Genomic DNA, 24,391 nt, shown 5'->3' with positions numbered 1-24,391 from the left:
GCCACCTTCACGAGTAGTTGGATTGTGTCCAACAATACGCTCTCGCGTGGCTCCGGGCATCGTCGCGCCACGCCGAGCGGTAGCGTGAAGGCATGAATCCGACCGGTCGTGCCGGACGCCCCAAGGCGTCCTCGCGGGAGACGCTCGCGGAGGCGGCGTGCGAGCTGTTCCTCGAACGCGGCTACGACGCGACCTCCGTCGCCGACATCACGCAGCGCGCCGGCGTGAGCAGGTCCAGCTTCTTCAACTACTTCACGTCGAAGAGCGACGTGCTGTGGTCGGGCGTCGATGAGCGCATCGACGAGGCGGCACGTGCACTCGGCGCGCTGGGCAGAGCCGCCTCGGGGGATGCGGTCCGGGGAATCCTGCTCCTCATCGTGCGCGACTTCGCGCCGGACCCCCTCGCCCTCGCACTCCGCAATGCCCCGGCGATGGGCCTCCAGGAGGAGCTCGTCCGCGACACGGGGCTGCGGCTCGCCCGTCTCTCCGATGCGGTCTCGGCCGCCGCACGCACGGCCGGCATCGATGTGATCCGCGCCGACATCGTGGGCGCGGCGCATGCGGCGGCCGTGCTCTCGGCGCTGCGGGTGTGGGCGGAGCAGGGCGCCGGGCGCGGTACGCCGGAGGCCGTGCTGCACGATGCGCTCGGCCTGATCCACGATCTGCCCTGGTCGGATTGAGTCGCGCGGACGAAACGACGTCGTCCGGACAGGTCATGAGTGAACCCACCCCTGAGGAGGAACTCATGATCCCGGATCAGCTGGACGAGCTGCTGGACGCATCGGCACCGCCGCGCACGACGATCGAGACCGCAGAGCTGCGCGCGATGCTCTCCGAGGCACGGACCGCCGCGCAGCCGAGGCGGAGGACGCGCCGTGCAGCGGTGCTGAGCGGAGCGCTGGGTCTGCTGCTGGTGGGCGGAGCGGGCATCGCGACGGCGTCGTCGGACTGGCTGTGGAGCCCGGGGCTGGAGAACCCTGATCGCAGCTACACGTACACGGCGCCCACCTGGGGGCAGTGCGAGATCCGCTACAGCGGCTGGGATACGCACAACCCGCTGACACAGCTTCAGGTGGACCGGATCATCGACGACTGGTTCGCGAACACGGACGTCGAGGCGGCCGCGGCGCCGTACGTGGCGAAGTACCTCGCCGCCTTCGAGTCCGATCAGGCCGAGTCGGACGAAGAGATCACGGATCCGCGGATGCCGGACCTGAATGCGTGGTTCGCACACGATCAAGCCCTCTCCGAGGCGCTCCATGAGGAGCTCAAGGCGAACGGCATCGATACCGGACGCGGGGATCTGGAGGGGGCGGAGGCTCATAGCCAGCTGCACTGCGAGTACGAGGACTGGGGCGGCGAGGGTGGCACGCCGTGACCCGGCACCCGGAGGATGCGGCGCTCATCGCCGCCTTCGAGGCGAGCGCGTCCGACCTGCTCGCCTACCTCTCGCGTCGGGTCGGCCCGGACGACGCCGCAGACCTTCTCGGCGAGACCATGGTCGTCGCCTGGCGACGCGTGCGACAGCTCCCGGATGACCCCGAGCGCGCCCGGATGTGGCTCTTCGGCGTCGCGCGCGGCACGCTGCTCAACCATGCGCGCGGCGAGCGGCGGCGCTGGGCGCTGGCAGACCGCATCCGCTCCCACGCCGGGGAGGATCTGTCGGCGGCCCCCGCCGACGCCGGGGCGGATGTCCGGGACGCCATCGCACGGCTCGATCCCGAGCTGGCCGAGCTCGTCCGCCTGGTGCACTGGGACGGCTTCTCGTTGACCGATGCGGCGGAGCTGCTGGGCATCCCGGCATCCACGGCGCGTGGTCGCTATCAGCGGGCGAAGGGCGAGCTCCGTGCCGCGCTGAGCATGGAGGCTCCGCTCGCGTAGAATCGACAGCACCATGGCTACCTTTGGCACGCTCTCCGATCGGCTCACCGAAACCTTCCGCAACCTCCGCACGAAGGGAAAGCTCACCGCGGCCGATGTCGACGGCACCGTGCGCGAGATCCGTCGCGCGCTGCTCGACGCCGACGTCGCGCTCGTCGTGGTCAAGGAGTTCACCGCGAAGGTGCGCGAGCGCGCGCTCGGTGACGAGGTCAACAAGGCCCTGAACCCCGCGCAGCAGGTCGTGCAGATCGTCAACGAGGAGCTCGTGCAGATCCTCGGCGGCGAGCAGCGTCGACTGCAGTTCGCCAAGACCGCGCCGACCGTGATCATGCTCGCCGGCCTCCAGGGTTCCGGTAAGACCACCTTCGCGGGCAAGCTCGCGAAGCAGCTCGAGGGCGAGGGGCACACGCCGCTGCTCGTCGCGGCCGACCTCCAGCGTCCCAACGCCGTGAACCAGCTCCAGGTCGTCGCGGAGCAGGCCGGCGCCACCGTCTACGCCCCCGAGCCCGGCAACGGCGTCGGCGACCCCGTGAAGGTCTCCCGCGACGGCGTCGAGTACGCGCGCCGCCAGCAGCACGACGTGGTCATCATCGACACCGCGGGTCGCCTCGGTGTCGACGCCGAGCTCATGAAGCAGGCCGCCGACATCCGCAAGGCGGTCAACCCCGACGAGGTGCTGTTCGTCATCGACGCGATGATCGGTCAGGACGCCGTCAACACGGCCAAGGCCTTCCAGGAGGGCGTCGATTTCACCGGCGTGGTGCTGTCGAAGCTCGACGGCGATGCGCGCGGTGGCGCGGCCCTCTCGGTCGCTTCCGTCACCGGTCGCCCGATCATCTTCGCCTCGACGGGCGAGCGCCTCGAAGACCTCGAGCCGTTCCACCCCGACCGCATGGCGAGCCGCATCCTCGACCTCGGCGACATCCTGACCCTCATCGAGCAGGCCCAGCAGGCCTTCGATGAGGAAGAGGCCATGAAGATGGCCGAGAAGCTCGCGACCGAGGCCTTCACCCTCGAGGACTTCCTCGACCAGCTTCAGCAGATGAAAAAGATGGGCTCGATGAAGAAGATGCTCGGGATGCTCCCGGGCATGGGGCAGATGAAGCAGCAGCTCGACGACTTCGACGAGCGGGAGATCGATCGCACCGAGGCCATCATCCGTTCGATGACCCCGGGGGAGCGTCGCAACCCGAAGGTGCTCAACGGCTCGCGCCGCCTGCGCATCGCTCGCGGTTCCGGCATGACGGTCACCGACGTGAACCAGCTCGTGCAGCGCTTCGAGCAGGCCGCCAAGATGATGAAGACGGTCGCCCGTGGCGGCACGCCCAACATCCCCGGAATGGGCCCGGTGCCCGGCATGGGACGTCCTGGCGCGTCGTCGAAGCGCGGCAAGAAGGGCAAGGCGTCGAAGGGATCCCGTTCGGGTAACCCGGCGAAGCGCGCGGCCGAGAACGCCGGGATCACCGCGACCTCGACGCCGACCGGCTCGGGATTCGGCCTCGGCGGCGGTGCCGGTCAGGCGCCGAGCGAAGCCGACCTCGCCGAGATCCAGAAGCTGTTCGGCAAGAGCTGACCCGCGCTCAGCGCGGAGCCGCCAACGCTGCGGAAGCCGTCGGGCCGTCCACCGCCGCGCGATCCCTGGCGGACGGGCGGGCGACGACCTGCCCCAGCACGAGCGCTCCGATCGTGAGGGTCAGACCGATGACCTGGACCACGGTGAACCGCTCACCCGCCACCAGCACCCCGAGCGTCGTCGCGACGATGGGGGAGAGCAGGGCGAGCAGCCCCGGGGCGATCACGGGGAGCTGCTGGATTCCGCGGAACCACAGCGTGTACGCCACGATGCCGCCCGCGGTGCCGAGCCACAGGTAGCCGAGGGCCGCCCCGGTGTCGATCTCGGACGGGATGCCCTCGATGAGCAGGGTCAGCGGGAGCAGCAGGACTCCTCCCGCGGTGAGCTGCCAGCCTGCGTAGGCGACCGGTCCGACGCCGCTCGGTCGGCCCCAGCGCTTCGTCAGGATCATCCCGACTCCGGTCGCGGTGACGCCGCCCAGCGCCGCGAGGATCCCCCAGAGGTCCAGCTCCGCCGCGGGCCCGAGGACGACGAGCGCCACCCCGCCGGCACCGATCACGGCGGCCGCGGCCGTGAGCGGCCTGATCCGCTCCTGCAACACGAGGGCACCGAGGGCGAGCACGATGAGCGGCTGGGCGCCGGCCACGGCGGCGGCGACGCCGCCGGGCAGTCGTTCGGCGGCGAGGAACAGCAGCGGGAAGAACGCGCCGATGTTGAGCGCGCCGAGGGCGAACGCCTTCCACCACCAGGCACCGCGGGGAAGCCTGCGCGTGACGACGACGGCGAGGAGGCCGGCGGGCAGGGAACGGAGCAGCCCGGCGAAGAGGGGGTGCCCCGGAGGAAGCAGCTCTGTCGTGACCAGGTAGGTCGTTCCCCACGCGATGGGGGCGAGCGCGGTCAGCAGCACGAGCGTGAGGCGGTTCATCCCTCCAGCCTGCGCGCGACTCAGGGATGAGTCCAACGCATACTTGTCACGCTAACCATGAACTGAAACCATGAATGCATGGAACTCCAGCAGCTGCGGTATGTGGTCGAGGTCGCCGACACGTCGAGCTTCACGCGCGCCGCGGAACGGTGCTTCGTCACCCAGTCGGCGCTGAGTCATCAGATCGCCGCCCTCGAGCGCGACCTCGGCCAGCGTCTGTTCGTGCGGTCGAGTCGCAGCGTCCGCGCGACGGAAGCAGGCGAGGCGTTCCTCGTGCACGCACGCACAGCGCTCCGTGCGGCGGACCAGGCGAAGGAGGATGCCGCGGCTGTCGGAGGCGCGGTGATCGGGACTCTCCGGGTCGGCGTCATCCCGACGGTGACGGCGATCGACCTCCCCGCGGCTCTGGTCGCGTTCCGTGCGGCGCACCCCCACGCGCGGGTCGAGCTGCGGATGGGGAACAGCGACGAGCTGGTCGCCGCGCTCCGACAGGGGGCGCTGGATGTGGCTCTGCTCGGCCTCCGCGCGGGACTCACCCCGACCGGCGTGGCTTCCCGGGCGCTCCTCCGCGACCGCCTGGTAGCCGCCCTGCCGCCCGGCCATGCGCTCGCGGAGACCGGCGCGATCGGACTGGCGGACCTCGCGGGGCTGACCTTCGCGGACTTTCCCGCGGGCACATCGGGGCGCGCGCAGAGCGATGCGGCGTTCGCGTCCGCCGGTCTCACGCGCGACGTGGCCTTCGAGGCCGACTCGGCGACGCTCATCCTCGGGCTGGTCGAAGCCGGACTCGCGGTGACGCTGCTCGCGCCGGGGACGGTCGCACGAGCGTCCTTCGCCGTCGCGACCGCCGAAGTGCGGGACGGGCCGGAACGGGTGGAGCACCTGGCGTGGGACCTCGCGGCGCCGCGGAGCGTCGCGCGCGCCTTCCTCGCGGTCATCGACCGCCTCGGGTCCGAGAACGCGGAAGCGGGCCCGGAGGAAACCTCCGGACCCGCTTCCGCGTGATGTCAGATCACTTCACGTCTTCGTCGACCCAGTCCATCGACTTCGTGACGGCCTTGCGCCACAGACGCAGCTGACGGTCGCGCTCGTCCGCCTCCATCGACGGCTCCCAGCGCTTGTCCTCCTGCCAGTTGGCGGACAGGTCGTCGAGGCCGTTCCAGAACCCGACGGCGAGACCGGCGGCGTAGGCCGCACCGAGTGCCGTCGTCTCCGCGACGACGGGGCGCACGACCGGGACGCCGAGGACATCGGCCTGGAACTGCATGAGCGCGTCGTTGGCGACCATGCCGCCGTCGACCTTGAGCTCGGTCAGATCCACTCCGGCGTCCGCGTTCACCGCGTCGAGCACGTCGCGGGTCTGGAAGGCCACGGCCTCCAGGGCGGCGCGCGCGATGTGGTTCTTGTTCGCGTAGCGGGTGAGACCCACGATCGCGCCGCGCGCGTCCGGACGCCAGTACGGCGCGAACAGTCCGGAGAACGCCGGGACGATGTAGACCCCGCCGTTGTCCTCGACCTGCTCGGCCAGCTTCTCGACCTCGGGGGCAGAGGAGATGATGCCGAGCTGATCGCGCAGCCACTGGATGAGCGATCCGGTGACGGCGATCGATCCTTCCAGCGCGTAGTGCGTCGGTCCGTCGCCGAGCTTGTAGCCGACGGTGGTCAGCAGCCCGTTCTTCGAGTGGACGATCTCCTCGCCCGTGTTGAAGATCAGGAAGCAGCCCGTGCCGTAGGTGTTCTTGCTCTCACCGGTCTGGAACGCGGCCTGTCCGAACGTCGCGGCCTGCTGGTCGCCCAGGATGCCGGCGATCGGAGTCTCGCGCAGCAGCGAGGAGCTCTCCGCGGTGCCGTAGACCTCGGAGGAGGAGCGGATCTCCGGCATCATCGAGCGCGGCACGCCGAACGCCTCGAGGATGTCGTCGCGCCATTCCAGCGTCTCGAGGTCCATGAACATGGTGCGCGAGGCGTTCGTGACGTCCGTCGCGTGCACGCCGCCGTCCGCACCGCCCGTGAGGTTCCAGAGAACCCAGCAGTCGGTGGTTCCGAAGAGCAGGTCTCCGGCTTCCGCCTTCTCGCGGGCGCCGTCGACGTTCTCCAGGATCCAGGCGATCTTCGTGCCCGAGAAGTAGGTCGCGAGGGGGAGCCCGACGACCGGCTTGAACCGCTCGACGCCCCCGTCGGCCGCGAGGCGGTCGACGATCTCCTGCGTACGGGTGTCCTGCCAGACGATCGCGTTGTAGATCGGCTTGCCGGTCTTCTTGTCCCACACGACGGCGGTCTCGCGCTGGTTCGTGATGCCGACCGCGGCGATGTCGTGTCGCGTCAGGTCGGCGCGACCGAGGGCCAGACCGATGACCTCCTGCACGTTGCGCCAGATCTCGGCGGCATCGTGCTCCACCCAGCCGGCCTTGGGCAGGATCTGCTCGTGCTCCTTCTGCCCGGTCGCGACGATGCTGCCCTTCTTGTCGAAGATGATCGCGCGGCTCGACGTGGTTCCCTGGTCGATCGCGATGATGTAGTCAGCCACTTGTGCTCTCCTTTGAATTCCAGTGCGGATGGGGCGTGCGTCAGCCGGCGAGGCCGAGCAGCACGGGTGCGGCGAGTGCGGCGATCACACCACCGATGAGCGGACCGACGACGGGGACCCACGAGTAGGACCAGTCGCTGGCACCCTTGCCCTTGATCGGCAGGATCGCGTGCGCGATGCGCGGGCCGAGGTCACGGGCGGGGTTGATCGCGTAGCCGGTCGGGCCACCGAGGGAGGCACCGATCGCGACCACGAGGAGGGCGACGGGAAGGGCCGTGAGCGGTCCGAGGCCACCGGGAACGCCGACCTCGATGTCGCCGTAGTCGGCGAAGGCGAAGATGACGAACACCAGCACGAACGTGCCGATGATCTCGGTGACGAGGTTCCAGCCATAGGAGCGGATGGCAGGCCCGGTCGAGAAGACGCCGAGCTTGTTGGCCGGCTCCGGCTCCTCGTCGAAGTGCTGCTTGTACGCGAGCCAGACCACGATCGCACCGATGATCGCACCCACGAGCTCCGCGGCCGTGGCCGTCAGGAACATCACGAACGAGATCTTGCCGGCGACCAGGAGGCCGATGCCGACTGCGGGGTTGAGGATCGCACCGGAGTACGCGGAGACGAGCACACCGGCGAAGACGGCGAGACCCCATCCCCAGTTGACCATCAGGAAACCGCCGCCGAAGCCCTTGTTCTTCGCCAGCGCGACATTGGCCACCACGCCACAACCGAGCAGGATCAGCATCGCGGTGCCGACGAGTTCGGAGAGGAAGTAGAGACCGAGATTCACATCAGCCATGTCTTCTTTGACCTTTCTTGTGTGTCGGGGCCCCTCTGCCCCGACACTTTATGGGGGTTGCACCGCGAGGAGGGCGGCAGTCCGAAGTCCTGTCAGCCGCGGGTGCGGGACGGGATATCGAGTCCGTGTCGTTCGTTCAGCAGCTGCCGGGTCTGGTCGAGCTCGGCATCGTGGCGCGAACGGTCCCAGCCGAGCATCGGCGCGAGGGCGTCGGCGATCTCGTCGAGCACCTCGGCGTCCGCATTGCCGGTGAAGGCGATGCTGGTGCGGCGCAGGACCACGTCCTCGAGACGCGCCACCAGTTCGTTCTGCACCATCCACTCGAGCTCGCGCGTCGAGAGGTCGCCGCCGGCGAGCGGGGCGTCCGCTCCCTGCTCGACGTACTCCCACACCTGCGCGGCGCGGGTGCCGTAGCGGGCGAGCAGGCGCTCGGCCCGTGCTCCGGCTCCGGGCAGGTTCTCCTGGATCCAGATGCGCTTGGCCTTCTCGGTACGCGGGAAGTCGCGGCCGCCGCCGATCGCGCGTCCGGCCGTGGAGACGGTGCGGGTGCGGTCGATCAGCCCCAGGACGATGTCCGAGAGCGACTCGCCGAGCGCGCGGAACGTCGTCCACTTGCCGCCGACGAGGCTCACGAGCGGGACGGCGCCCTTCTCGTCCACCTCGACGCGGTAGTCGCGGGAGACGAATCCGGGTGCCGTGTCCTCATGGCGCGGCAGCGGGCGGATGCCCGAGAACTTATACACGATCTGGTCGCGTGCGACCGGGATCGTCGGGAACACGTGGTGGATGAGATCGAAGAAGTAGTCGACCTCCTCCTCGGTGCACACCGGCACCTCGCGAGGGTCGGCGTCGATGTCGGTGGTGCCGACCAGGACGCGGCCCTTGAGCGGGTAGATGAGCACGATGCGGCCGTCGGAGTGCTCGAAGAAGATCTCGCGGCCCTGCGTGGCTTCGAGGAGCTCCGGGTGGTCGAGCACGATGTGCGAGCCTTTGGTGCCGCCCATGAAGCGGGTGTCCGTGCCCAGGGCGTCGTTCGTCAGGTCCGTCCACGGGCCCGAGGCGTTCACGACGACGTCGGCCTGCACCGTGAACTCGGTGCCGCTCTCGCGATCGCGGAGCACGACCTTGTCGCCGTCGCGGGCGATCGCCTCGACGTAGTTCAGCGCGTGCGTGCCGGGGTGTGCGGAGCGGCCGTCCTGCAGGACGTCCAGCGCGAGACGCTCGGGATCGTGCATGGAGGCGTCGTAGTACGTCGCGGTGTACTTGATCTTCGGGTCGAGCGAGGGCAGCTCGGCGAGCGACTTCTTGCGACCGAGGAAGCGGTGGCGCGGGACCGTGCCGCCGTCACGGGAGAACGTGTCGTAGATCGTGAGGCCGACCTTGATGAGGAACGCGCCGCGCTCCTGCGGCTTCCCGCTCTTGTGCGTGAGGAAGCGCAGCGGGGCCGACAGGATGCCCGAGAACGTCGAGTAGATCGGGATCGTGGTCTGCAGCGGCTTGACGTAGTGCGGGGCGATCTTGAGGAGGCCGTTGCGCTCCTCGACCGACTCGCGCACGAGACGGAACTCGCCGTTCTCCAGGTAGCGGATACCGCCGTGGATCATGTGGCTCGATGCGGACGACGCGCCGGACGCGAAGTCGCCGCGTTCGACGAGGACCACGTCGACTCCCTGAAGAGCCAGGTCCCGGAACGTGGAGATCCCGTTGATCCCGCCGCCGATGACGAGGACGCTCGTGCGTCCGGATTCACGAACCGCGCGAACCTCCGCGCGCTCCGCTGACGAGTGTGTCGAATCGATCATCGTCGACCCTCTCTTCCTTGCTTGCCAACCAGCATCGACCTGTGTGGCATCCCGCGCAAGCCCACTGCACATATGTGCAAGGATCGAGGATGAGGAGGTCGTCATGGCCGGTCAAGGTGCGGAATCGCGCGACAGCAAGCTGATCGCGGCGCTCACCGCCGCGCAGCTCTACTACATGCAGGACAAGACGATGGAGGTCATCGCACAGGAGCTCGGCACGTCGCGATCATCCGTGTCGCGCCTGCTGAGCTTCGCCCGGGAGAGCGGCCTGGTCGACATCCGCATCAACTCCCCGCTGGAGCGCCTCGGCATGCTCGAGCAGCGCATCCGCGACCGTCATCGGGTGGCTGCGCACGTGGTGCCGATGCCGGAGATCCTGAGCGAGGTCGAGCGGCTCGAGCGCGTGGCGCTCACGGCCGGGCGGCTGCTGTCGCAGTTCGTCGACTCGAACATGGTGATCGGTGTGGCCTGGGGATCCACCATCAGCGCCGTCAGCCGTGGACTCACGCAGAAGGAGACGCACAACACGACGTTCGTCCAGCTGAACGGCGCCGGGAACACGCAGACGACAGGGGTCGAGTACTCGAGCGACATCCTGCAGCGATTCGGGAGCGCGTTCGGTGCACAGGTGCAGCAGTTCCCCGTCCCCGCCTTCTTCGACGACCCCGCGACGCGCGAGGCGATGTGGCGGGAGCGCAGCACCAGGCGCGTGCTGGATCTGCAGGCGAAGATGGACGTGGCCGTGTTCAGTCTGGGTTCGCCCGCCGCCGAGGTCCCGAGCCGGGTCTACGTGGGCGGCTACCTCGGGCGGGACGACTACCGCAGCCTCCGCGAGGATCACGCGATCGGCGACGTCGCCACCGTGTTCTTCCGATCCGACGGATCCTGGCGTGACATCCGCGTCAACGCGCGAGCGACCGGGCCGGGCCTGGATCGTCTGCGCCGGGTGCCGCGTCGGGTCTGCGTCGTGTCCGGCATCCCGAAGCTCGTGAGCCTCCGCGCCGCGCTCTCGGCGGGACTCGTCACCGATGTGGTCCTGGACGAGGGGCTGGCGAGGCGCCTGGTCGAGGACTGAGCGAGGGTCCGCTACGCCTCGTCGGTCGAGGACTCGGGGCCGGAGCGGAACTCGCGGATGAGGTGCTGCACCACGGCCGTGAGATCGCCCGCGGTGGCATTGGCGATCACGAGCTGCCGCTCGTAGCTCGCACCGTTCTCGAGGGTCGTGGCGTTGCCGCCGAACTCCCGCACGCAGCCGAGCTCGACGGCGATGGGGGCGAGTTCCTCGATGACCTCGGCGAGGTGTTCGCGTACGGGGCGCTGTGCGCCGGCGGCGTCGACGATCACCCGCGCATCGAGTCCGTAGCGTGCGGCCCGCCACTTGTTCTCGCGGTGGAACCAGGCCGGGAGCTCGGGCAGCGTCCGCCCCTCGTCCAGCATGCGGGAGAAGTGCTCCACCAGAACCTGGACGAGCGCCGCGACGGACGCGAGCTCGGGGAGGGTCGAGAGGCCGTCGCACGCGCGCACCTCGATGGTGCCCCAGCGGGGAGCGGGACGGATGTCCCAGCGGACTTCGGTGGCGTCGGCCATCACCCCGGTGCGGACCATGTCGTCGAGGTACGACTCGTACTCGGACCAGTCGCGCAGCGGCCAGGGGAGGCCCGCGGTCGGGAGCTGCTGGAACACCAGCGCGCGGTTCGACGCGTAGCCGGTGCGCTCGCCCGCCCAGAACGGGCTCGATGCCGAAAGTGCCTGAAGGTGCGGCAGGAAGGCGGAGAGGGCGTTGATGATGGGGAACACCTTGCGGTGGTCCTCGACGCCGATGTGGACGTGGATGCCCCAGATCATCATGTTGCGCCCCCACCACTGGGTGCGCTCGATGAGCGTGTGATAGCGCGACTTGTCCGTCACCTGCTGGTCGTACCACTGGGCGAACGGGTGGCTGCCCGCCGAGAGCAGCTCGATTCCGGCCGGATCCGTCGCCGATCGCACGGCCGTGATCGCGTTCGCGATGTCGTCGACGGCGTGCGCCACCGAGTCTCCGATGCCGCTGGTGACCTCGATCGTGTTGGTGAGCAGCTCGCCCGTGACCGTGTGGCGCTCATCGGCGCTCTCGGCTTCGAGGGCGGCGAGCAGCTCGGGGGCGCGCCCCACCAGATCACCGCTCACGGGATCCGCGAGCATGATCTCCCATTCGAGGCCGACGGTGGAGCGGGCCGAGGAGGCGAACTCGAGTTTCACCCGCACAGTCTGGCATGCGCATGACGCGACACGGGAACGGCCGTGTCTCCACGTTTCGCGCCTGGCGCGCGCATCTGGCAGAATAGAGGGTCGGACGGCTGCTCGACCCTCTATCCAGCTTTCGTCCACACTCATTTGAGCTTCCGCCGGGTGTGCACCCCACTCTCCAGGCGATCAGTTCGTTTCCTTCCACACAATTCAGGAGAATCGTGGCTGTCAAGATTCGTCTCAAGCGCCTGGGCAAGATCCGTGCGCCGTACTACCGCATCGTCGTCGCCGACTCGAAGACCAAGCGCGATGGTCGCGTGATCGAGGAGATCGGCAAGTACCACCCCACCGAGGAGCCCTCGTTCATCGAGGTCGACTCCGAGCGGGCGCAGTACTGGCTCTCCGTCGGCGCGCAGCCGACCGAGCAGGTCGCCGCCATCCTCAAGATCACGGGTGACTGGGGCAAGTTCAAGGGCGACAAGGACGCCAAGTCCACGCTCAAGGTCGCCGAGCCGAAGGCACCCTTCGAGATCGACGCGTCCAAGAAGTCCGTCGTCAAGCCCAAGGCGGAGAAGAAGGTGGAGGCTCCCGCTGAGGAGGCTCCCGCCGCGGCCGACGCGGAGGCCGCTGAGGCTCCCGCCGCAGACGCAGAGTAATCCGTCGTGCTCGCCGCCGCGCTCGAACACATCGTCAAGGGGATCGTCGATCACCCGGAGGATGTCCGCATCAACGAATCCACTTCGCCGCGAGGCGACCTCCTCGAGGTGCGCGTGCACCCCGATGACCGTGGACGCGTGATCGGGCGCGGCGGCCGCACCGCGAAGGCCCTTCGCACCCTCGTCAGCGCTCTCGCTGACGGGCGTCGGGTCCGCGTCGATGTCGCGGACGACTGACGTGGTGCCGAAGGACCGGAACCAGGGCAAGAACCAGCTCCGTGTCGGGCGCCTCGTCAAGGCGCACGGTCTCAAGGGCGGTCTCAAGCTCGAGTTGTACACCGACAATCCCGAGGGCCGTTTCACCCCCGGTGCCGGATTCACGTTGCAGGTGCCCGAGGCATCTCCGTGGCACGGCAAGGAGATCACTGTCCGCGAGTATCGCGTGATGAACGGCAACCCGGTCGTCTTTTTCGATGACGTCGACGACCGCGATGCCGCCGACAGCCTGGTCCGCGCCATCCTGTGGATCGATCAGGATGCGGACGAGGTCGAGGATGACGCGTGGTTCGACCACCAGCTCGTCGGTCTCGATGTGGTCCGCGACGACACGGTCATCGGCCGCGTCGTCCGCGTCGAGCACTTCCCCGCGCAGGACCTGCTCATCGTCAAGGCGGGCGAGAACGAGGTCATGGTCCCGTTCGTGGCGGCCATCGTGCCGACCGTCGACGTGGCGGCCGGACGAGTGATCGTGACCCCGCCGCCCGGGCTGTTCGAGGAACTTCCGGGCGCCGCGGACACCGAGTCGCCGTCGGGTTCCGACGCCGACGCGTCCGAGTGACCGCTGGTACGGTTCCTCCGTGCGCATCGACGTCCTCTCCATCTTCCCGTCGTACTTCGACGGTCTGACGCTCTCCCTGCTCGGGAAGGCCCAGGAATCCGGGATCATCGACCTCCGCGTCCGCGACCTGCGGGACTGGGCGTTCGATCGTCATCGCACGGTGGACGACACGCCCTACGGCGGTGGTGCCGGCATGGTGATGAAGCCCGAGCCGTGGGGTCTTGCACTCGATGAGGTCGCGGGGTCGTCGAAGGATCAGGGTGCCGAGCGCCCGACCATCATCTTCCCGTCTCCGGCGGGGGAGGTCTTCACGCAGAAGACCGCTCGTCAGCTGGCCACCCGTGAGCACCTCGTCTTCGGCTGCGGTCGCTATGAGGGCATCGACGAGCGGGTGTTCGAGTACGCGGCGGACCTCGGCGAGGTGCGGCTGATCAGCCTCGGGGACTACGTGCTCAATGGGGGAGAGGTCGCCACCATGGCGATGATCGAGGCCATCGGCCGGCTCATCCCCGGGGTGGTCGGCAATCCGGAGAGCCTCGTCGAGGAATCCCACGAGGACGGCCTGCTGGAGTACCCGTCGTACACGAAACCGGCGTCGTGGCTCGATCGCTCCGTGCCGGATGTGCTGCTGAGCGGAAACCACGGCGCGATCGCGCGCTGGCGTCGCGAACAGCAGCTCGAGCGGACGCGCCGCCGTCGGCCCGACCTGCTGGCGGGGGACGAAACCCTCCCGTCCTGAGGTCCACGCAGGCCTCTCTTCAGAGCATCCGCTCCCCGGACCGGTCGATCTCGAAGACCACCCCGTGCGGATGCCGCAGACCGAGCGCGGTGGGGGAGTCCAGGCCGCGGAGTTCCGCGCGCAGCATGCGTCCGATCATCTCGTGGCTCACCAGCAGGGGCACGCCGTCGGACGACCATCCGCAGCTGCTGAGCGCCTTGCGCGCACGAGCCCGCGCCTGGGCATAGCTCTCTCCGCCCGGAAACGCCCATCCGTAGCGATTGGCGGCGCGCTCCTCGCGGGCGGTGGGATGGAGCTCGTCGATCTCCTCCCAGGTCATACCCGCCAGCTCGCCATGGTCCACCTCGGCGAGATCCGGCACCTCGATGACGTCGGCCCCGAGGCGCTCCGCGATGATGACCGCCGTCTGCATGGCCCGGCCCAGGGGACTGGTGCACACCGTGAGGATCCCGCGATCGGCGAGCCGCTCCGCGATCTCCCGGGCCTGTGCCACGCCCCGGTCCGTGAGCGGAGAGTCCAGCTGCCCCTGCAGTCGACGCTCGAGGTTCCAGGCCGTCTGTCCATGCCGAGCGAGGAACAGTCGCTCCGGCACGTGACGGTCCTGCGGGATCATGCACTCAGAATGGCATACGCCGCCGGTCGCGGTCTCCTGCCGGAAACCGCCGTCAGTCGACGCCGAGGAAGGACCGGTCCGTCAGGATGATGGGTCCGTCGTCCGTGATGGCGATCGTGTGCTCGGAGTGCGCACCACGGGAGCCGTCGACGCTGCGCAGCGTCCAGCCGTCCGGGTCGGTCACGAGCTCGTCGGTCGTCGCGAGGAACCAGGGCTCCAGAGCGAGGACCAGGCCGGCGCGCAGCGGGAAGCCCCGGCCGGCGCGGCCGTCGTTCGGCACGTGCGGATCCCCGTGCATGGTGCGACCGACGCCGTGTCCGCCGAAGTCGGTGTTGATCGAGTAGCCCTCCCCGTGGGCGACCGCGGCGACGGCCGCGGAGATGTCGCCGATGCGGTTGCCGACCGTCGCGGTCTCGATCGCGGCGGTCAGGGCGCGTTCGGTGGTGTCGATGAGGCGGAGGTCCTCCTCGCGCGCGGTGCCGACCACGAACGAGACGGCGGAGTCGGCGACCCAGCCGTCGACGGAGACGGCGAAGTCGAGCGTGACGAGATCGCCGTCGCGCAGCGAGTAGTCGTGGGGGAGCCCGTGCAGCACGGCGTCGTTCACGGAGGTGCAGATGACCTTGCCGAACGGACTCGCGCCGAAGGAGGGGTGGTAGTCGATGTAGCAGGACTCCGCCCCGGCCTTGCGGATCATGTCGTGCGCGCGGCGATCGATCGAGAGGAGATTCGTCCCGACCTTCGTCTCATCGCGGAGCGTCGCCAGGGTCTCTGCGACGAACCGGCCGGCGGCGCGCATCTCTTCGATCTCGGCAGGGGTGCGCAATTCGATCATCGGGTGTCCTCTCGTCCCCTCCATTCTCCCTGATCGGGAGGGGACGATCCCGCCGAGCGCTCTCAGCGAACACCGGGTTCGGCGCTGGACGGTCGTCGTACGATCGGGGCATGTGGTTGCGACAGGCCTTCTTCCGCTGGCTCCTCCCGGCGGCCTTCCTGCTGCCGCTGTGGCTGCTCATCGGATGGGGTATCTTCCAGGGCGGCTGGTCGATCCTCTGGGTGCTGCTCATCGCGATGCCCTCCGTCTTCCTCGGACAGCTCCTGCTCACGCTCCTCACCCGTTCCCGTCCGTCGGTGCGCATCGAGCGCGCCGTGTCCTGGTGGGACGTCGCCGGGTTCACCGTCTGGCACGGTCTCACGATCGCTGTCGGCTTCTTCATCGACGGGGTGTTCCCGTGGCTGCTCACCGGAGCGATCGTCGCGGGTATCGGTCTCGTCTGGCTGCAGATCTGGCAGCTGTGGAACGAGGCCAGGGGCAGCGGGACGCGTCTTCGCGAGACCATCTCGTGGTCGACGATCCCCACGGTCGACGAGCCGGCGCCGCCGACGCGCGCACACGAGGTCATCGTGGTGCGGGAGACCGACATCCGCGACTGAGGTCCCGTTTTGGCCGGGCGCGGCATCCATGGCAGAATGGATGATTGTGCTGTGACCGGCTCTGCCACAGGGGAGCCCGCGGACGCGTCAGCTCCGTACAGCTCAATCCTCTTCTTGTTCCTTTGAAAACATGCATGCGACCTGTGGCGGGTGCAGAGAGAGACGATCATGCAGATCCTCGACGCCGTCGACGCGGCTTCCCTCCGTTCGGACATCCCGGACTTCTTCCCCGGTGACACCGTCAAGGTGCACGTCAACATCACCGAGGGCAGCCGCTCTCGTATCCAGGTCTTCCAGGGCGTCGTCATCGGCCGCCAGGGCGACAGCGTGCGCGAGACCTTCACGGTCCGCAAGATCAGCTTCCAGGTGGGCGTCGAGCGTACCTTCCCCGTGCACTCCCCGGTGATCGACCACATCGAGGTCGTCACCCGCGGTGACGTGCGTCGCGCGAAGCTCTACTACCTCCGCCAGCTCCGTGGCAAGAAGGCGAAGATCAAGGAGAAGCGCGACCGCTGACGCGCAGGTTCTCCACAGCACCCCAGGACACGATGTCCTGGGGTGCTGTGTTCTCTCCCCGGTGTGCGAACCTTGATGTGGTCGCGCCAAAGCGGTGTATGACTCGAGAAGGAACCCGATGACTGATTCCCCGGCCGCGCGCAGCACCCGACGACGACGCGGGTTCCTGGTCTTCCTCCGGGACGTGCTCGTGATCATCGTCATCGCCGCGCTCGTCTCCTTCGTGGTCAAGAGCTTCGTGGTGCGCTCGTTCTACATCCCTTCGGCATCGATGGAGCGCACCCTCCTGGTCAAGGACCGGATCCTCGTCGACGAACTGACCCCGCGGTGGACCGATTACGAACGCGGCGACGTGGTCGTCTTCAAGGACCCGGGTGGGTGGCTCGACGTTCAGCCGCAGCCTCCGGCCCAGCCGCCCCTCGTGCAGGCAGTCGACTGGGTGTTGAACTTCGTCGGGATCTCCGCGACGGACGCGCAGGACCACCTCGTCAAGCGCGTGATCGGCCTCCCCGGGGACCATGTCGTGTGCTGCAACGCGCTGGGCCAGATCACCATCAACGGTGCCCCGATCGATGAGCTCAGCTACCTGAACCTGCCCGAGGGCGACACCGCCGCGTCGAACGAGCCCTTCGACGTCGTGGTGCCGGAGGACTCGGTCTGGCTTCTCGGCGACAACCGCGATAGCTCGCGCGACGCACGGGCGCATCAGGACCTTCCCAGCGGAGGTTTCGTGCCCATGGAGAACATCGTCGGCAAGGCGTTCCTCACGACCTGGCCGCTGAACCGTCTCGGCCCGATCGACGGACACCACGACATCTTCAACGGGGTTCCGGACCCGGAATGACCGTCATCACGCCGAAGCTGACCCTGGAGCGGAAGCTCCTGGGCGAGTGCGAGCTGATCATCTCGCTCGACGAGGTCGGCCGTGGTGCCCTGGCGGGTCCGGTCGCCGTGGGCGCGGCCATGATGGACGCGGCCGGCGCTCGACGCCGGGTGCCCGAGGGGCTGCGCGACTCGAAGCTCGTGACCGAGAGACGACGGCCCGAGGTGGCCGCTCGTGCGGCCGCATGGGTGCAGGCCTCCGCCGTCGGCTGGGCGAGCGCCGCGGAGGTCGACGAGGTCGGCATCATGCGCGCACTCGGGCTGGCGGCCTCGCGCGCGGTGCTGGCGATCGCCGACGAGGGGGTCGCGGTGGGGGAGGCGCTCATCCTGCTCGACGGCAATCACGATTACGTGTCGCGGGTCCACCCGCTGCCGCTCCGGGTGCGCCCGGTGATCAAGGCCGACCGCGACTGCGCCTCGGTGTCGGCGGCATCCGTGATCGCCAAGGTGGCTCGTGATGGATACATGGCGGAGATCCACGAGAACCATCCGGCCTATCAGTGGAATCGGAACAAGGGCTACGCGAGCCCCGAGCACCGTGACGCCATCCGGAGCAACGGACTGTCGCCGTTCCACCGCGCGTCCTGGGCCATCGCCGACGCGCCCACCCTGTTCTGATCGAGCTCGCGACTCGGGCGCGGGACGGCGATGCCGCATGGCGACGCCCGCGACTCTAGGATGGACTCATCATGGATGAGGAAGCCTTCGACGACTACGACCGCGAGCTCGAGCTCGCACTGTTCCGGGAGTATCGGGATGTGGTGTCGCAGTTCCAGTACGTCGTCGAGACCGAACGCCGCTTCTACCTGGCCAACGAGGTCAACGTCGTCCGCCGCGACACCGAGCACGACTTCTACTTCGAGATCTCGATGACCGACGTCTGGGTGTGGGACATCTACCGCGCCGATCGCTTCGTCAAGGCGGTGCGCGTCCTCACCTTCAAGGACGTGAACGTCGAGGAGCTGCAGCGCCGCGAGTTCGAGCTGCCGCAGGAGCTCTCCCTCGACGGCGAGTGAACCGTCCTCGCGGAGCCGAGACGATTCTCCACACACCCTCGGACTTCTGACTTCTCCCCAGCCCTCGTGCTGATGCCGGGCCGTCGACTCCGAGCGGACGCCTCGCGCACGATGCTGAGGGCATGGCAGCGAAAGACGAGCTCGGCAGAGCCGGAGAAGAACGTGCGGCGCAGTACCTGACGCGTATCGGGTACACGGTGCTCGCGCGGAACTGGCGGTGCGTCCAGGGCGAGATCGACATCATCGCCTCGCGCGGCGGTCACCTGGCCGTGGTCGAGGTCAAGACGAGGCGCACAGCCGTCTTCGGGCACCCGTTCGAGGCGATCGACCCCCGGAAGCGTCGTCGCCTCTGGCAGCTCGCGCAGGCGTGGGTGGCCGAGCACCCCGATGCCGCCCGCGGGCGTGTCGTGCGACTCGAGGCGATCGGCATCATCGGGGCGGATCCGGCGCAGGGCGCCCTTGAGCACCTCGTGGACATCGCATGAGCACGGCGCGCACCTGGGCCGTCGCGCTCACCGGCGTGGACGGGCACCTCGTGGAGGTCGAGGCCGACCTCTCGAACCAGACACCGGAGTTCCGCATCATCGGCCTCCCGGACAAGTCGCTGGGGGAGGCCGTCCAGCGCGTGCACAACGCCTGCAAGAACTCGGGACTCGACCTCCCGCGGCGGCGGTTCACCGTGAACCTGTCCCCGGCGAGCCTTCCCAAGCACGGTGCGGGATTCGATCTCGGGATCGCGGTGGCCTCCCTCGCCGCCGGTGGCGCGATCGACCCGCGCTCCATCGCTGCGACGGTTCACGTCGGGGAGCTCGGCCTCGACGGGCGGATAAGGCCCGTGCCCGGCGTGCTCCCCGCCGTGTTCGCGGCAGCTCGGGCGGGGTTCGGCACCGTGATCGTGCCCCGTGGCAACGAAGAGGAGGCCCGACTGGTCCCCGGTCTGGAGGTGCGCGCCGCCACCTCGCTCGCGGAGGTCGCCGTCTGGCATGGGGCCGACATCGACGTGCCCGAGGTCTTGCCCGTCGAGGCGTCTGCGGGGCCCGTGAGGGAGGAGGCAGCGGTCGATCTGCAGGACGTGGTCGGACAGGAGGACGCCGTGGAGGCGCTTGTGGTGGCAGCCGCCGGTGGACATCACATGCTCCTGAGCGGACCGCCCGGCGCGGGCAAGACCATGCTCGCCCGCCGTCTGCCGGGGATCATGCCTCCTCTCGGCGACCACGAGTCTCTCGAAGTCGCGTCGATCCGCTCGCTCAGCGGTGAGCCCGTCGCCGCACTCGACCGTGTCCCGCCGTTGGAGTCTCCGCACCACAGTGCCTCGGTGGCGGCACTGGTCGGGGGAGGCTCCCGCACGGCACGTCCTGGCGCCATCGCGAGAGCGCACTGCGGGGTGCTCTTCCTCGACGAGGCTGCGGAGTTCTCCCGCGTGGCCCTGGACGCGCTGCGTCAGCCCCTCGAGTCGGGCGTCATCGAGGTCCACCGCGCGGGGTTCACAGCGGCGTTCCCTGCCCGGTTCCAGCTTCTGCTCGCCATGAATCCCTGCCCCTGCGGAAACCACGGCGTGAGAGGTGCGGAGTGCATCTGTCCGCCTATGGCGATCCGCCGGTACTCGACCCGGCTGTCCGGGCCGCTGCGGGATCGGATCGACGTCGACCTGCAGGTGAGTCGTGTGTCCGCGTCGAGGGCGACGGGGGAGAGCACGTCGGGCATGACGACGTCCGAAGCGCGGACGCGGGTGTCGGCCGCCAGAGAGAGGGCGGCGCGGCGGTGGCGGAGCACACGGTGGCGACGCAATGCCGACATCCCCGGCACCTGGCTGCGGCAGGGCGCCCTTCGGCTGCCCGCGACCGTCCGGGCGCCCCTGGATCGTGCGCTGGAGCGCGGCGCGCTCACACTGCGGGGCTACGATCGTGTGCTCCGGGTCGCGTGGACCATGGCCGACCTGGGCGAGCTCGACCGCCCGGGGCTCGAAGAGGTCGGGCGCGCGCTGCACCTGCGGAGAGGACTCCCGCGATGATGGAGCTCCTGCTCGACGACGCCGACACCGTGGCCGCGGCGCGCCGTCTGCATCCCGGAGAAGCGGTGGCGGACTGCCTGGCACGTGCGGCATGGACGGTGATCGCGGAGCCCGGGGACGCCGTCGCCGGAGCGCTGATCGATGCCCTCGGCGCTCCGGAGGCGCTCTCCTTCGCCCTGGACGACTCGGCGTCGGTGCGGTCGACGGGGCATGTCGATGCCCGCGCAGCGCGCGCCCTGAAGGAGGGAAGAGCACGATGGCGCCCCCGGGCCACGCCGAAAGCCGTACGGGACGCGCTCCGTGCCGCCGTCGACGTCGATGCGCGACTGGTGGTCCCCGGTGACCCGTCCTGGCCGGAGGCGCTGGGTGATCTGGGGCCGCACGCCCCGAGCGCACTCTGGGTTCGCGGTCGTGCGGAACTGCTCGTGCACGAGCCCCGCGTGTCGATGGTCGGTGCGCGAGCCGCGAGTGGCTACGGCGAGCACGTCGCAGCCGAACTCGCCGGAGACCTCGCGACGACGGGAGCCCTCATCGTGTCGGGCGGTGCCTACGGGATCGACGGCGCTGTGCATCGCGCAGCACTGGGGGTTCGGGGCGCGACCGTCGCGTTCCTCGCGGGCGGAGTGGACCGCGTCTACCCCGCCGGCCATCACCGGCTCCTGCAGCAGATCGCCGAGGAAGGGGCACTGGTGAGCGAACCGCCCTGTGGGACGGCGCCGACGAAATGGCGTTTCCTCGCCCGGAACCGCCTCATCGCCGCGCTGGGCCAGGCCACCGTCGTCGTCGAGGCGGGATGGCGCAGCGGCTCGCTGAACACGGCCGGGCATGCGGCGACCCTCGGCCGTCCGCTCGGCGCGGTGCCGGGACCGGTGACGTCGGCGTCGTCCGCCGGGTGCCATCGACTGCTGCGGGAGTACGACGCCCAGTGCGTCACCTCGGCGCGCGAGGTGCGCGAGCTGTGGGGCCAGGCGGATGCGCCGCCGACCGCGCACGACGTGGCGGATCCGAACCGCAGCCGTGTGCTCGACGCCCTGGGTACGCGCACACGCCTCTCGGTCGAGGAGATCGCCCGGCGCTCGGGGATGTCGCCCGACCGGGTGCGTGCGGTCCTGGGACTGATGCACCTGGAGGGGGCGGTCGCCGTCGAGGATGCGGGCTGGAGTCGCTCCACCGGCACCCGGGGGCGGTGACGGGGCGGCATCACGGCGAGGCTCCGGAGCGGACCTCAGCGGCGGGGGCATGCTGGCTACATGGATCTCGCGGCGGCCACGGAGGCATTCGCCGACCACCTCGAACGGGTGCGTCGGCTGTCTCCCGCGACGGTGCGGGCCTATCGCGCGGACCTTCGCGACCTGGAGGCCGCCGCCGGTGCCGTGCCGCTCGAGGACGTCGACCTGGACGTGCTCAGGGACTGGCTCTGGCGCGCGACGCAGAGAGGCGACGCCCGTTCGACGCTCGCGCGCCGATCTGCGGCCGCTCGCTCGTTCTTCCGCTGGGCGCAGGAGCAGGAGCTGATCGCCCACGATCCGAGTCTGCGTCTGATCGCTCCGAAGAAGGGGCGCACGCTGCCCACGGTCGCCTCGCGCGACGCGATGTCCGGTCTTCTCGACGCGCATCGAGAAGCGGCGCAGGAGGGGGATCCGATCGCGCTGCGGGATCACGCCATCCTCGAACTGCTCTACGGGTCCGGCATCCGCGTCTCCGAGCTGTGCGGGCTCGACATCGACGATCTCGACCTCGATCGCGGGACGGCTCGGGTGCTGGGCAAGGGGGCGAAGGAGCGCGTGGTGCCGTTCGGCGCGCCGGCGCGCGATGCGGTGAGCGCGTATCTGCGTCGCGGCAGACCTGCGCTCGTGGCCCGGGCGAGGACCTTCACCCCGGCGCTGATCCTGGGCAGCAGAGGCGCGCGGATCGGACCGCGATCCGTGTACGAGCTGGTCGCCCGCGTCCTCGCGCCCATCGTCGGCGCGGAGACGGTCGGCCCCCATGCACTGCGCCACACGGCGGCGACGCATCTGCTCGACGGCGGAGCGGACCTCCGCGCGGTCCAGGAGATCCTCGGGCATGCCAGCCTCGGCACCACGCAGATCTACACGCATGTCTCGGCCGAGCGGCTGACGGCCACCTACCGGCTGGCACATCCCCGCGCCTGACGCCGGCTGCCCCGCGCGGATCCTCACCCGCGTCCGCAACAGGGGAGGAGGACCGCGCGCGGAACCTCGCCGAACAGCAGCATCGGATTGATGTACTCGCCTTCGCGGCGTACTCCGAGATGGAGAGCGCCGGACGGTGTGTGCCCGCCGACATCGACGATGCCGATCTCCTGGCCCGAGGCCACGACGTCGCCGGGCTGGAGCGACGATCGCACCGGTTCGAACGTCGTCACGAGACCACCGGCATGCTCGATCGTGAGCAGAGGGCGATCGACCACCGTGCCGCGGAAGGCCACGGTGCCATCGGCCGGAGCCACCACACTCGCGCCGGCGGCTGCCCCCAGATCGACGCCGCGGTGACCCGCACCGTAGGCGTGTGCCGGAGCGCGGAACGGTTCGACGACCACGCGGGGGCCCGCGATCGGCCAGCGCCAACGAGGCATCTCGGTCGTGCCTTCGCCGACAGCGAGGGCGTCGGGGGTGGCCGAGACCAGGCAGAGCAGGACGGCGACGACCAGAGCGATGGACGAGCGGAGCTTGGTGCGCATGGGGGGATCCTCGCGTCTCGCGCACGCTCCTCGCGCGCGGAGTGGCGGACGGCGACGAGAGGTCGGGAGGAGCGGGCCGTATCGCCTGCGGTGCAGGGGGAGTGTGGCCGCGGCATCCTGTATGCTGGGGGAGCACCTCGATATCGGGGTGACTACGCGTGCCCAGAGCGATTCATCTCGCGGCATCCACATCCACAGGTCTTCCTCTCGAGGGGGCGGGTGTGAGCCGGGCGCCAGGAAGTCCGATCATCCGATCGGCTTGACAACCTCAACGGCGCAGAATCGCGCCAGAACCAGGAGACGACCATGGCTGTGGTCACCATCCGCCAGCTGCTCGACAGCGGCGTGCACTTCGGACACCAGACCCGTCGGTGGAACCCGAAGGTCAAGCGCTTCATCCTCACCGAGCGCAGCGGCATCCACATCATCGACCTTCAGCAGTCGCTCGGCTACATCGACAAGGCCTACGACTTCGTCAAGGAGACCGTCGCCCACGGTGGCACGATCCTCTTCGTCGGCACCAAGAAGCAGGCGCAGGAGATCCTCGCGGAGCAGGCCACGCGCGTCGGCCAGCCCTTCGTCAACCAGCGCTGGCTCGGTGGACTCCTCACCAACTTCTCCACGATCTCCAAGCGTCTCGCACGCATGAAGGAGCTCGAGGAGCTCGACTACGAGACCCCGGCGAACAGTGGCTTCACGAAGAAGGAGCTGCTTCTCAAGAAGCGCGAGCTCGACAAGCTGCACAAGTCGCTGGGCGGTATCCGCAACCTGACGAAGACGCCGTCGGCTCTCTGGGTCGTCGACGCCAAGCGCGAGCACCTCGCCATCGACGAGGCCAAGAAGCTCGGCATCCCCGTGATCGGCATCCTCGACACGAACGCGGACCCGGACGACTTCCAGTACCCGATCCCCGGTAACGACGACGCGATCCGCTCCGTCTCGCTGCTGACGCGCATCATCGCCGACGCCGCCGCCGAGGGCCTGCAGCAGAAGCACAACCCGGAGTCGGGCGACGCGGAGCCGCTGGCCGAGTGGGAGAAGGAGCTTCTCGAGACCCCGGTCCAGGAGTCCGCTGACGCCGCCGAGATCGTGACCGCGGACGACGAGGCCGCTGTCGTCGAGACGCCCGCTGCCGACGAGACCGCCGCCGACGAGGCCGGTGCCGAGGCACACGACGAGGCGATCGCCGCCGCTTCCGGTGAGGAGACCGCCGAGGTCGCCGACGCCGAGGCTGCCGACGCCAAGTAATCCCTCG

At 69.3% G+C, this 24,391-nt stretch carries 28 protein-coding genes; 20 read left to right on the top strand and 8 right to left on the bottom strand.

Going from position 1 to position 24,391, the window contains the following annotated elements:
* Nucleotides 1–92 precede the first annotated feature (92 nt).
* The 4 genes from AC07VM_RS16485 to ffh all read left to right on the top strand — a co-directional run bounded on the left by AC07VM_RS16485 (nucleotide 93) and on the right by ffh (nucleotide 3,454).
* Nucleotides 93–680, top strand: a complete 588-nt coding sequence (locus tag AC07VM_RS16485) for a TetR/AcrR family transcriptional regulator (RefSeq protein ID WP_267418346.1) — start codon at nucleotides 93–95, stop codon at nucleotides 678–680.
* A 65-nt stretch (nucleotides 681–745) separates the two neighbouring features.
* Entirely contained in the window at nucleotides 746–1,378 is a 633-nt protein-coding gene (locus tag AC07VM_RS16480; RefSeq protein ID WP_494912278.1) for a hypothetical protein, read from the top strand.
* Nucleotides 1,375–1,881 (top strand): RNA polymerase sigma factor, encoded by a 507-nt coding sequence (locus tag AC07VM_RS16475; RefSeq protein ID WP_494912277.1) that lies wholly within the window; start codon nucleotides 1,375–1,377, stop codon nucleotides 1,879–1,881. Before AC07VM_RS16480 ends, AC07VM_RS16475 begins: the two co-directional genes overlap by 4 nt.
* Nucleotides 1,882–1,894: 13 nt before the next feature.
* The gene (gene ffh, locus AC07VM_RS16470; protein WP_494912276.1) at nucleotides 1,895–3,454 is read left to right on the top strand and encodes a signal recognition particle protein; all 1,560 of its coding nucleotides are present in this window, start codon (nucleotides 1,895–1,897) and stop codon (nucleotides 3,452–3,454) included.
* A 7-nt stretch (nucleotides 3,455–3,461) separates the two neighbouring features.
* On the opposite strand, the gene AC07VM_RS16465 is transcribed toward ffh, so the two are convergent.
* Nucleotides 3,462–4,379 (bottom strand): EamA family transporter, encoded by a 918-nt coding sequence (locus tag AC07VM_RS16465; RefSeq protein ID WP_494912275.1) that lies wholly within the window; start codon nucleotides 4,377–4,379, stop codon nucleotides 3,462–3,464.
* Between the two features lie 78 nt (nucleotides 4,380–4,457).
* Between AC07VM_RS16465 and AC07VM_RS16460 the strand changes: the two genes are divergently transcribed.
* On the top strand, nucleotides 4,458–5,384 hold the full coding sequence (locus AC07VM_RS16460) for a LysR substrate-binding domain-containing protein (RefSeq protein WP_494912274.1): 927 nt from the start codon (nucleotides 4,458–4,460) through the stop codon (nucleotides 5,382–5,384).
* Nucleotides 5,385–5,391: 7 nt separating this feature from the next.
* Here the strand turns inward: AC07VM_RS16460 and glpK are convergent, their stop codons facing one another.
* The 3 genes from glpK to AC07VM_RS16445 form a co-directional block, all read right to left on the bottom strand.
* Nucleotides 5,392–6,906 carry a glycerol kinase GlpK gene (gene glpK / locus AC07VM_RS16455; RefSeq protein WP_267418353.1) on the bottom strand — a complete coding sequence of 505 codons (1,515 nt, stop codon included), beginning with the start codon at nucleotides 6,904–6,906 and terminating at the stop codon, nucleotides 5,392–5,394.
* Between the two features lie 40 nt (nucleotides 6,907–6,946).
* Nucleotides 6,947–7,702, bottom strand: a complete 756-nt coding sequence (locus AC07VM_RS16450) for an MIP/aquaporin family protein (protein WP_267418354.1) — start codon at nucleotides 7,700–7,702, stop codon at nucleotides 6,947–6,949.
* A 92-nt stretch (nucleotides 7,703–7,794) separates the two neighbouring features.
* Nucleotides 7,795–9,504: a glycerol-3-phosphate dehydrogenase/oxidase gene (locus AC07VM_RS16445; protein ID WP_494912273.1), complete on the bottom strand. Its 1,710-nt coding sequence runs from the start codon at nucleotides 9,502–9,504 to the stop codon at nucleotides 7,795–7,797.
* Nucleotides 9,505–9,607: 103 nt separating this feature from the next.
* Here AC07VM_RS16445 and AC07VM_RS16440 point away from each other — a divergent pair, with 103 nt between their 5' ends.
* Complete coding sequence (locus tag AC07VM_RS16440) at nucleotides 9,608–10,579, top strand: sugar-binding transcriptional regulator (protein WP_267418356.1); 972 nt, start codon at nucleotides 9,608–9,610, stop codon at nucleotides 10,577–10,579.
* Nucleotides 10,580–10,590: 11 nt separating this feature from the next.
* Here AC07VM_RS16440 and AC07VM_RS16435 read toward each other — a convergent pair whose 3' ends face one another.
* Nucleotides 10,591–11,742 carry a glutamate--cysteine ligase gene (locus tag AC07VM_RS16435; RefSeq protein WP_267418357.1) on the bottom strand — a complete coding sequence of 384 codons (1,152 nt, stop codon included), beginning with the start codon at nucleotides 11,740–11,742 and terminating at the stop codon, nucleotides 10,591–10,593.
* A gap of 209 nt (nucleotides 11,743–11,951) precedes the next feature.
* On the opposite strand from AC07VM_RS16435, the gene rpsP reads away from it, so the two are divergent.
* The 4 genes from rpsP to trmD are packed head-to-tail and all read left to right on the top strand — an operon-like array spanning nucleotide 11,952 to nucleotide 13,963.
* On the top strand, nucleotides 11,952–12,386 hold the full coding sequence (gene rpsP / locus AC07VM_RS16430) for a 30S ribosomal protein S16 (RefSeq protein WP_267418358.1): 435 nt from the start codon (nucleotides 11,952–11,954) through the stop codon (nucleotides 12,384–12,386).
* A gap of 6 nt (nucleotides 12,387–12,392) precedes the next feature.
* Complete coding sequence (locus tag AC07VM_RS16425) at nucleotides 12,393–12,623, top strand: RNA-binding protein (RefSeq protein WP_017830729.1); 231 nt, start codon at nucleotides 12,393–12,395, stop codon at nucleotides 12,621–12,623.
* Nucleotides 12,607–13,224 carry a ribosome maturation factor RimM gene (gene rimM / locus AC07VM_RS16420; RefSeq protein ID WP_267418359.1) on the top strand — a complete coding sequence of 206 codons (618 nt, stop codon included), beginning with the start codon at nucleotides 12,607–12,609 and terminating at the stop codon, nucleotides 13,222–13,224. Before AC07VM_RS16425 ends, rimM begins: the two co-directional genes overlap by 17 nt.
* Before the next feature lie 19 nt (nucleotides 13,225–13,243).
* Entirely contained in the window at nucleotides 13,244–13,963 is a 720-nt protein-coding gene (gene trmD / locus AC07VM_RS16415) for a tRNA (guanosine(37)-N1)-methyltransferase TrmD (RefSeq protein ID WP_494912272.1), read from the top strand.
* 19 nt (nucleotides 13,964–13,982) lie between these two features.
* Here the strand turns inward: trmD and AC07VM_RS16410 are convergent, their stop codons facing one another.
* Both AC07VM_RS16410 and map read right to left on the bottom strand, forming a co-directional pair.
* Complete coding sequence (locus AC07VM_RS16410) at nucleotides 13,983–14,576, bottom strand: histidine phosphatase family protein (RefSeq protein WP_494912271.1); 594 nt, start codon at nucleotides 14,574–14,576, stop codon at nucleotides 13,983–13,985.
* A gap of 52 nt (nucleotides 14,577–14,628) precedes the next feature.
* Nucleotides 14,629–15,411 carry a type I methionyl aminopeptidase gene (gene map / locus AC07VM_RS16405; protein ID WP_494912270.1) on the bottom strand — a complete coding sequence of 261 codons (783 nt, stop codon included), beginning with the start codon at nucleotides 15,409–15,411 and terminating at the stop codon, nucleotides 14,629–14,631.
* 110 nt (nucleotides 15,412–15,521) lie between these two features.
* Here map and AC07VM_RS16400 point away from each other — a divergent pair, with 110 nt between their 5' ends.
* The 9 genes from AC07VM_RS16400 (at nucleotide 15,522) to AC07VM_RS16360 (ending at nucleotide 22,588) form a co-directional block, all read left to right on the top strand.
* Nucleotides 15,522–16,010 carry an MFS transporter permease gene (locus tag AC07VM_RS16400; protein WP_494912269.1) on the top strand — a complete coding sequence of 163 codons (489 nt, stop codon included), beginning with the start codon at nucleotides 15,522–15,524 and terminating at the stop codon, nucleotides 16,008–16,010.
* A gap of 168 nt (nucleotides 16,011–16,178) precedes the next feature.
* Entirely contained in the window at nucleotides 16,179–16,526 is a 348-nt protein-coding gene (gene rplS / locus AC07VM_RS16395; protein WP_017830722.1) for a 50S ribosomal protein L19, read from the top strand.
* Nucleotides 16,527–16,644: 118 nt separating this feature from the next.
* Nucleotides 16,645–17,370 (top strand): signal peptidase I, encoded by a 726-nt coding sequence (gene lepB, locus AC07VM_RS16390; RefSeq protein WP_267418365.1) that lies wholly within the window; start codon nucleotides 16,645–16,647, stop codon nucleotides 17,368–17,370.
* Nucleotides 17,367–18,026, top strand: coding sequence for a ribonuclease HII (rnhB, locus tag AC07VM_RS16385; protein WP_494912268.1), 660 nt, complete (start codon nucleotides 17,367–17,369; stop codon nucleotides 18,024–18,026). Before lepB ends, rnhB begins: the two co-directional genes overlap by 4 nt.
* 71 nt (nucleotides 18,027–18,097) lie before the next feature.
* A complete protein-coding gene (locus AC07VM_RS16380) occupies nucleotides 18,098–18,424 on the top strand; it encodes a DUF2469 family protein (RefSeq protein ID WP_017830719.1) in 327 nt (108 codons plus the stop codon).
* Between the two features lie 122 nt (nucleotides 18,425–18,546).
* Nucleotides 18,547–18,909, top strand: a complete 363-nt coding sequence (locus AC07VM_RS16375; RefSeq protein WP_494912266.1) for a YraN family protein — start codon at nucleotides 18,547–18,549, stop codon at nucleotides 18,907–18,909.
* The gene (locus tag AC07VM_RS16370) at nucleotides 18,906–20,435 is read left to right on the top strand and encodes a YifB family Mg chelatase-like AAA ATPase (protein WP_494912265.1); all 1,530 of its coding nucleotides are present in this window, start codon (nucleotides 18,906–18,908) and stop codon (nucleotides 20,433–20,435) included. Before AC07VM_RS16375 ends, AC07VM_RS16370 begins: the two co-directional genes overlap by 4 nt.
* Complete coding sequence (gene dprA / locus AC07VM_RS16365) at nucleotides 20,432–21,625, top strand: DNA-processing protein DprA (RefSeq protein WP_494912264.1); 1,194 nt, start codon at nucleotides 20,432–20,434, stop codon at nucleotides 21,623–21,625. The genes AC07VM_RS16370 and dprA overlap by 4 nt, the downstream gene beginning before the upstream one ends.
* A 60-nt stretch (nucleotides 21,626–21,685) precedes the next feature.
* Complete coding sequence (locus AC07VM_RS16360) at nucleotides 21,686–22,588, top strand: tyrosine recombinase XerC (protein ID WP_494912262.1); 903 nt, start codon at nucleotides 21,686–21,688, stop codon at nucleotides 22,586–22,588.
* A gap of 23 nt (nucleotides 22,589–22,611) precedes the next feature.
* Here AC07VM_RS16360 and AC07VM_RS16355 read toward each other — a convergent pair whose 3' ends face one another.
* Complete coding sequence (locus AC07VM_RS16355) at nucleotides 22,612–23,136, bottom strand: peptidoglycan DD-metalloendopeptidase family protein (RefSeq protein ID WP_494912261.1); 525 nt, start codon at nucleotides 23,134–23,136, stop codon at nucleotides 22,612–22,614.
* A 306-nt stretch (nucleotides 23,137–23,442) separates the two neighbouring features.
* Here AC07VM_RS16355 and rpsB point away from each other — a divergent pair, with 306 nt between their 5' ends.
* The gene (gene rpsB, locus AC07VM_RS16350; protein ID WP_267418405.1) at nucleotides 23,443–24,384 is read left to right on the top strand and encodes a 30S ribosomal protein S2; all 942 of its coding nucleotides are present in this window, start codon (nucleotides 23,443–23,445) and stop codon (nucleotides 24,382–24,384) included.
* Nucleotides 24,385–24,391 lie beyond the last annotated feature (7 nt).

The sequence above is a fragment of the Microbacterium sp. GW821-FHT01D02 genome (genome assembly GCF_059422585.1).
This window is presented reverse-complemented; position numbering and strand designations above follow the sequence as displayed.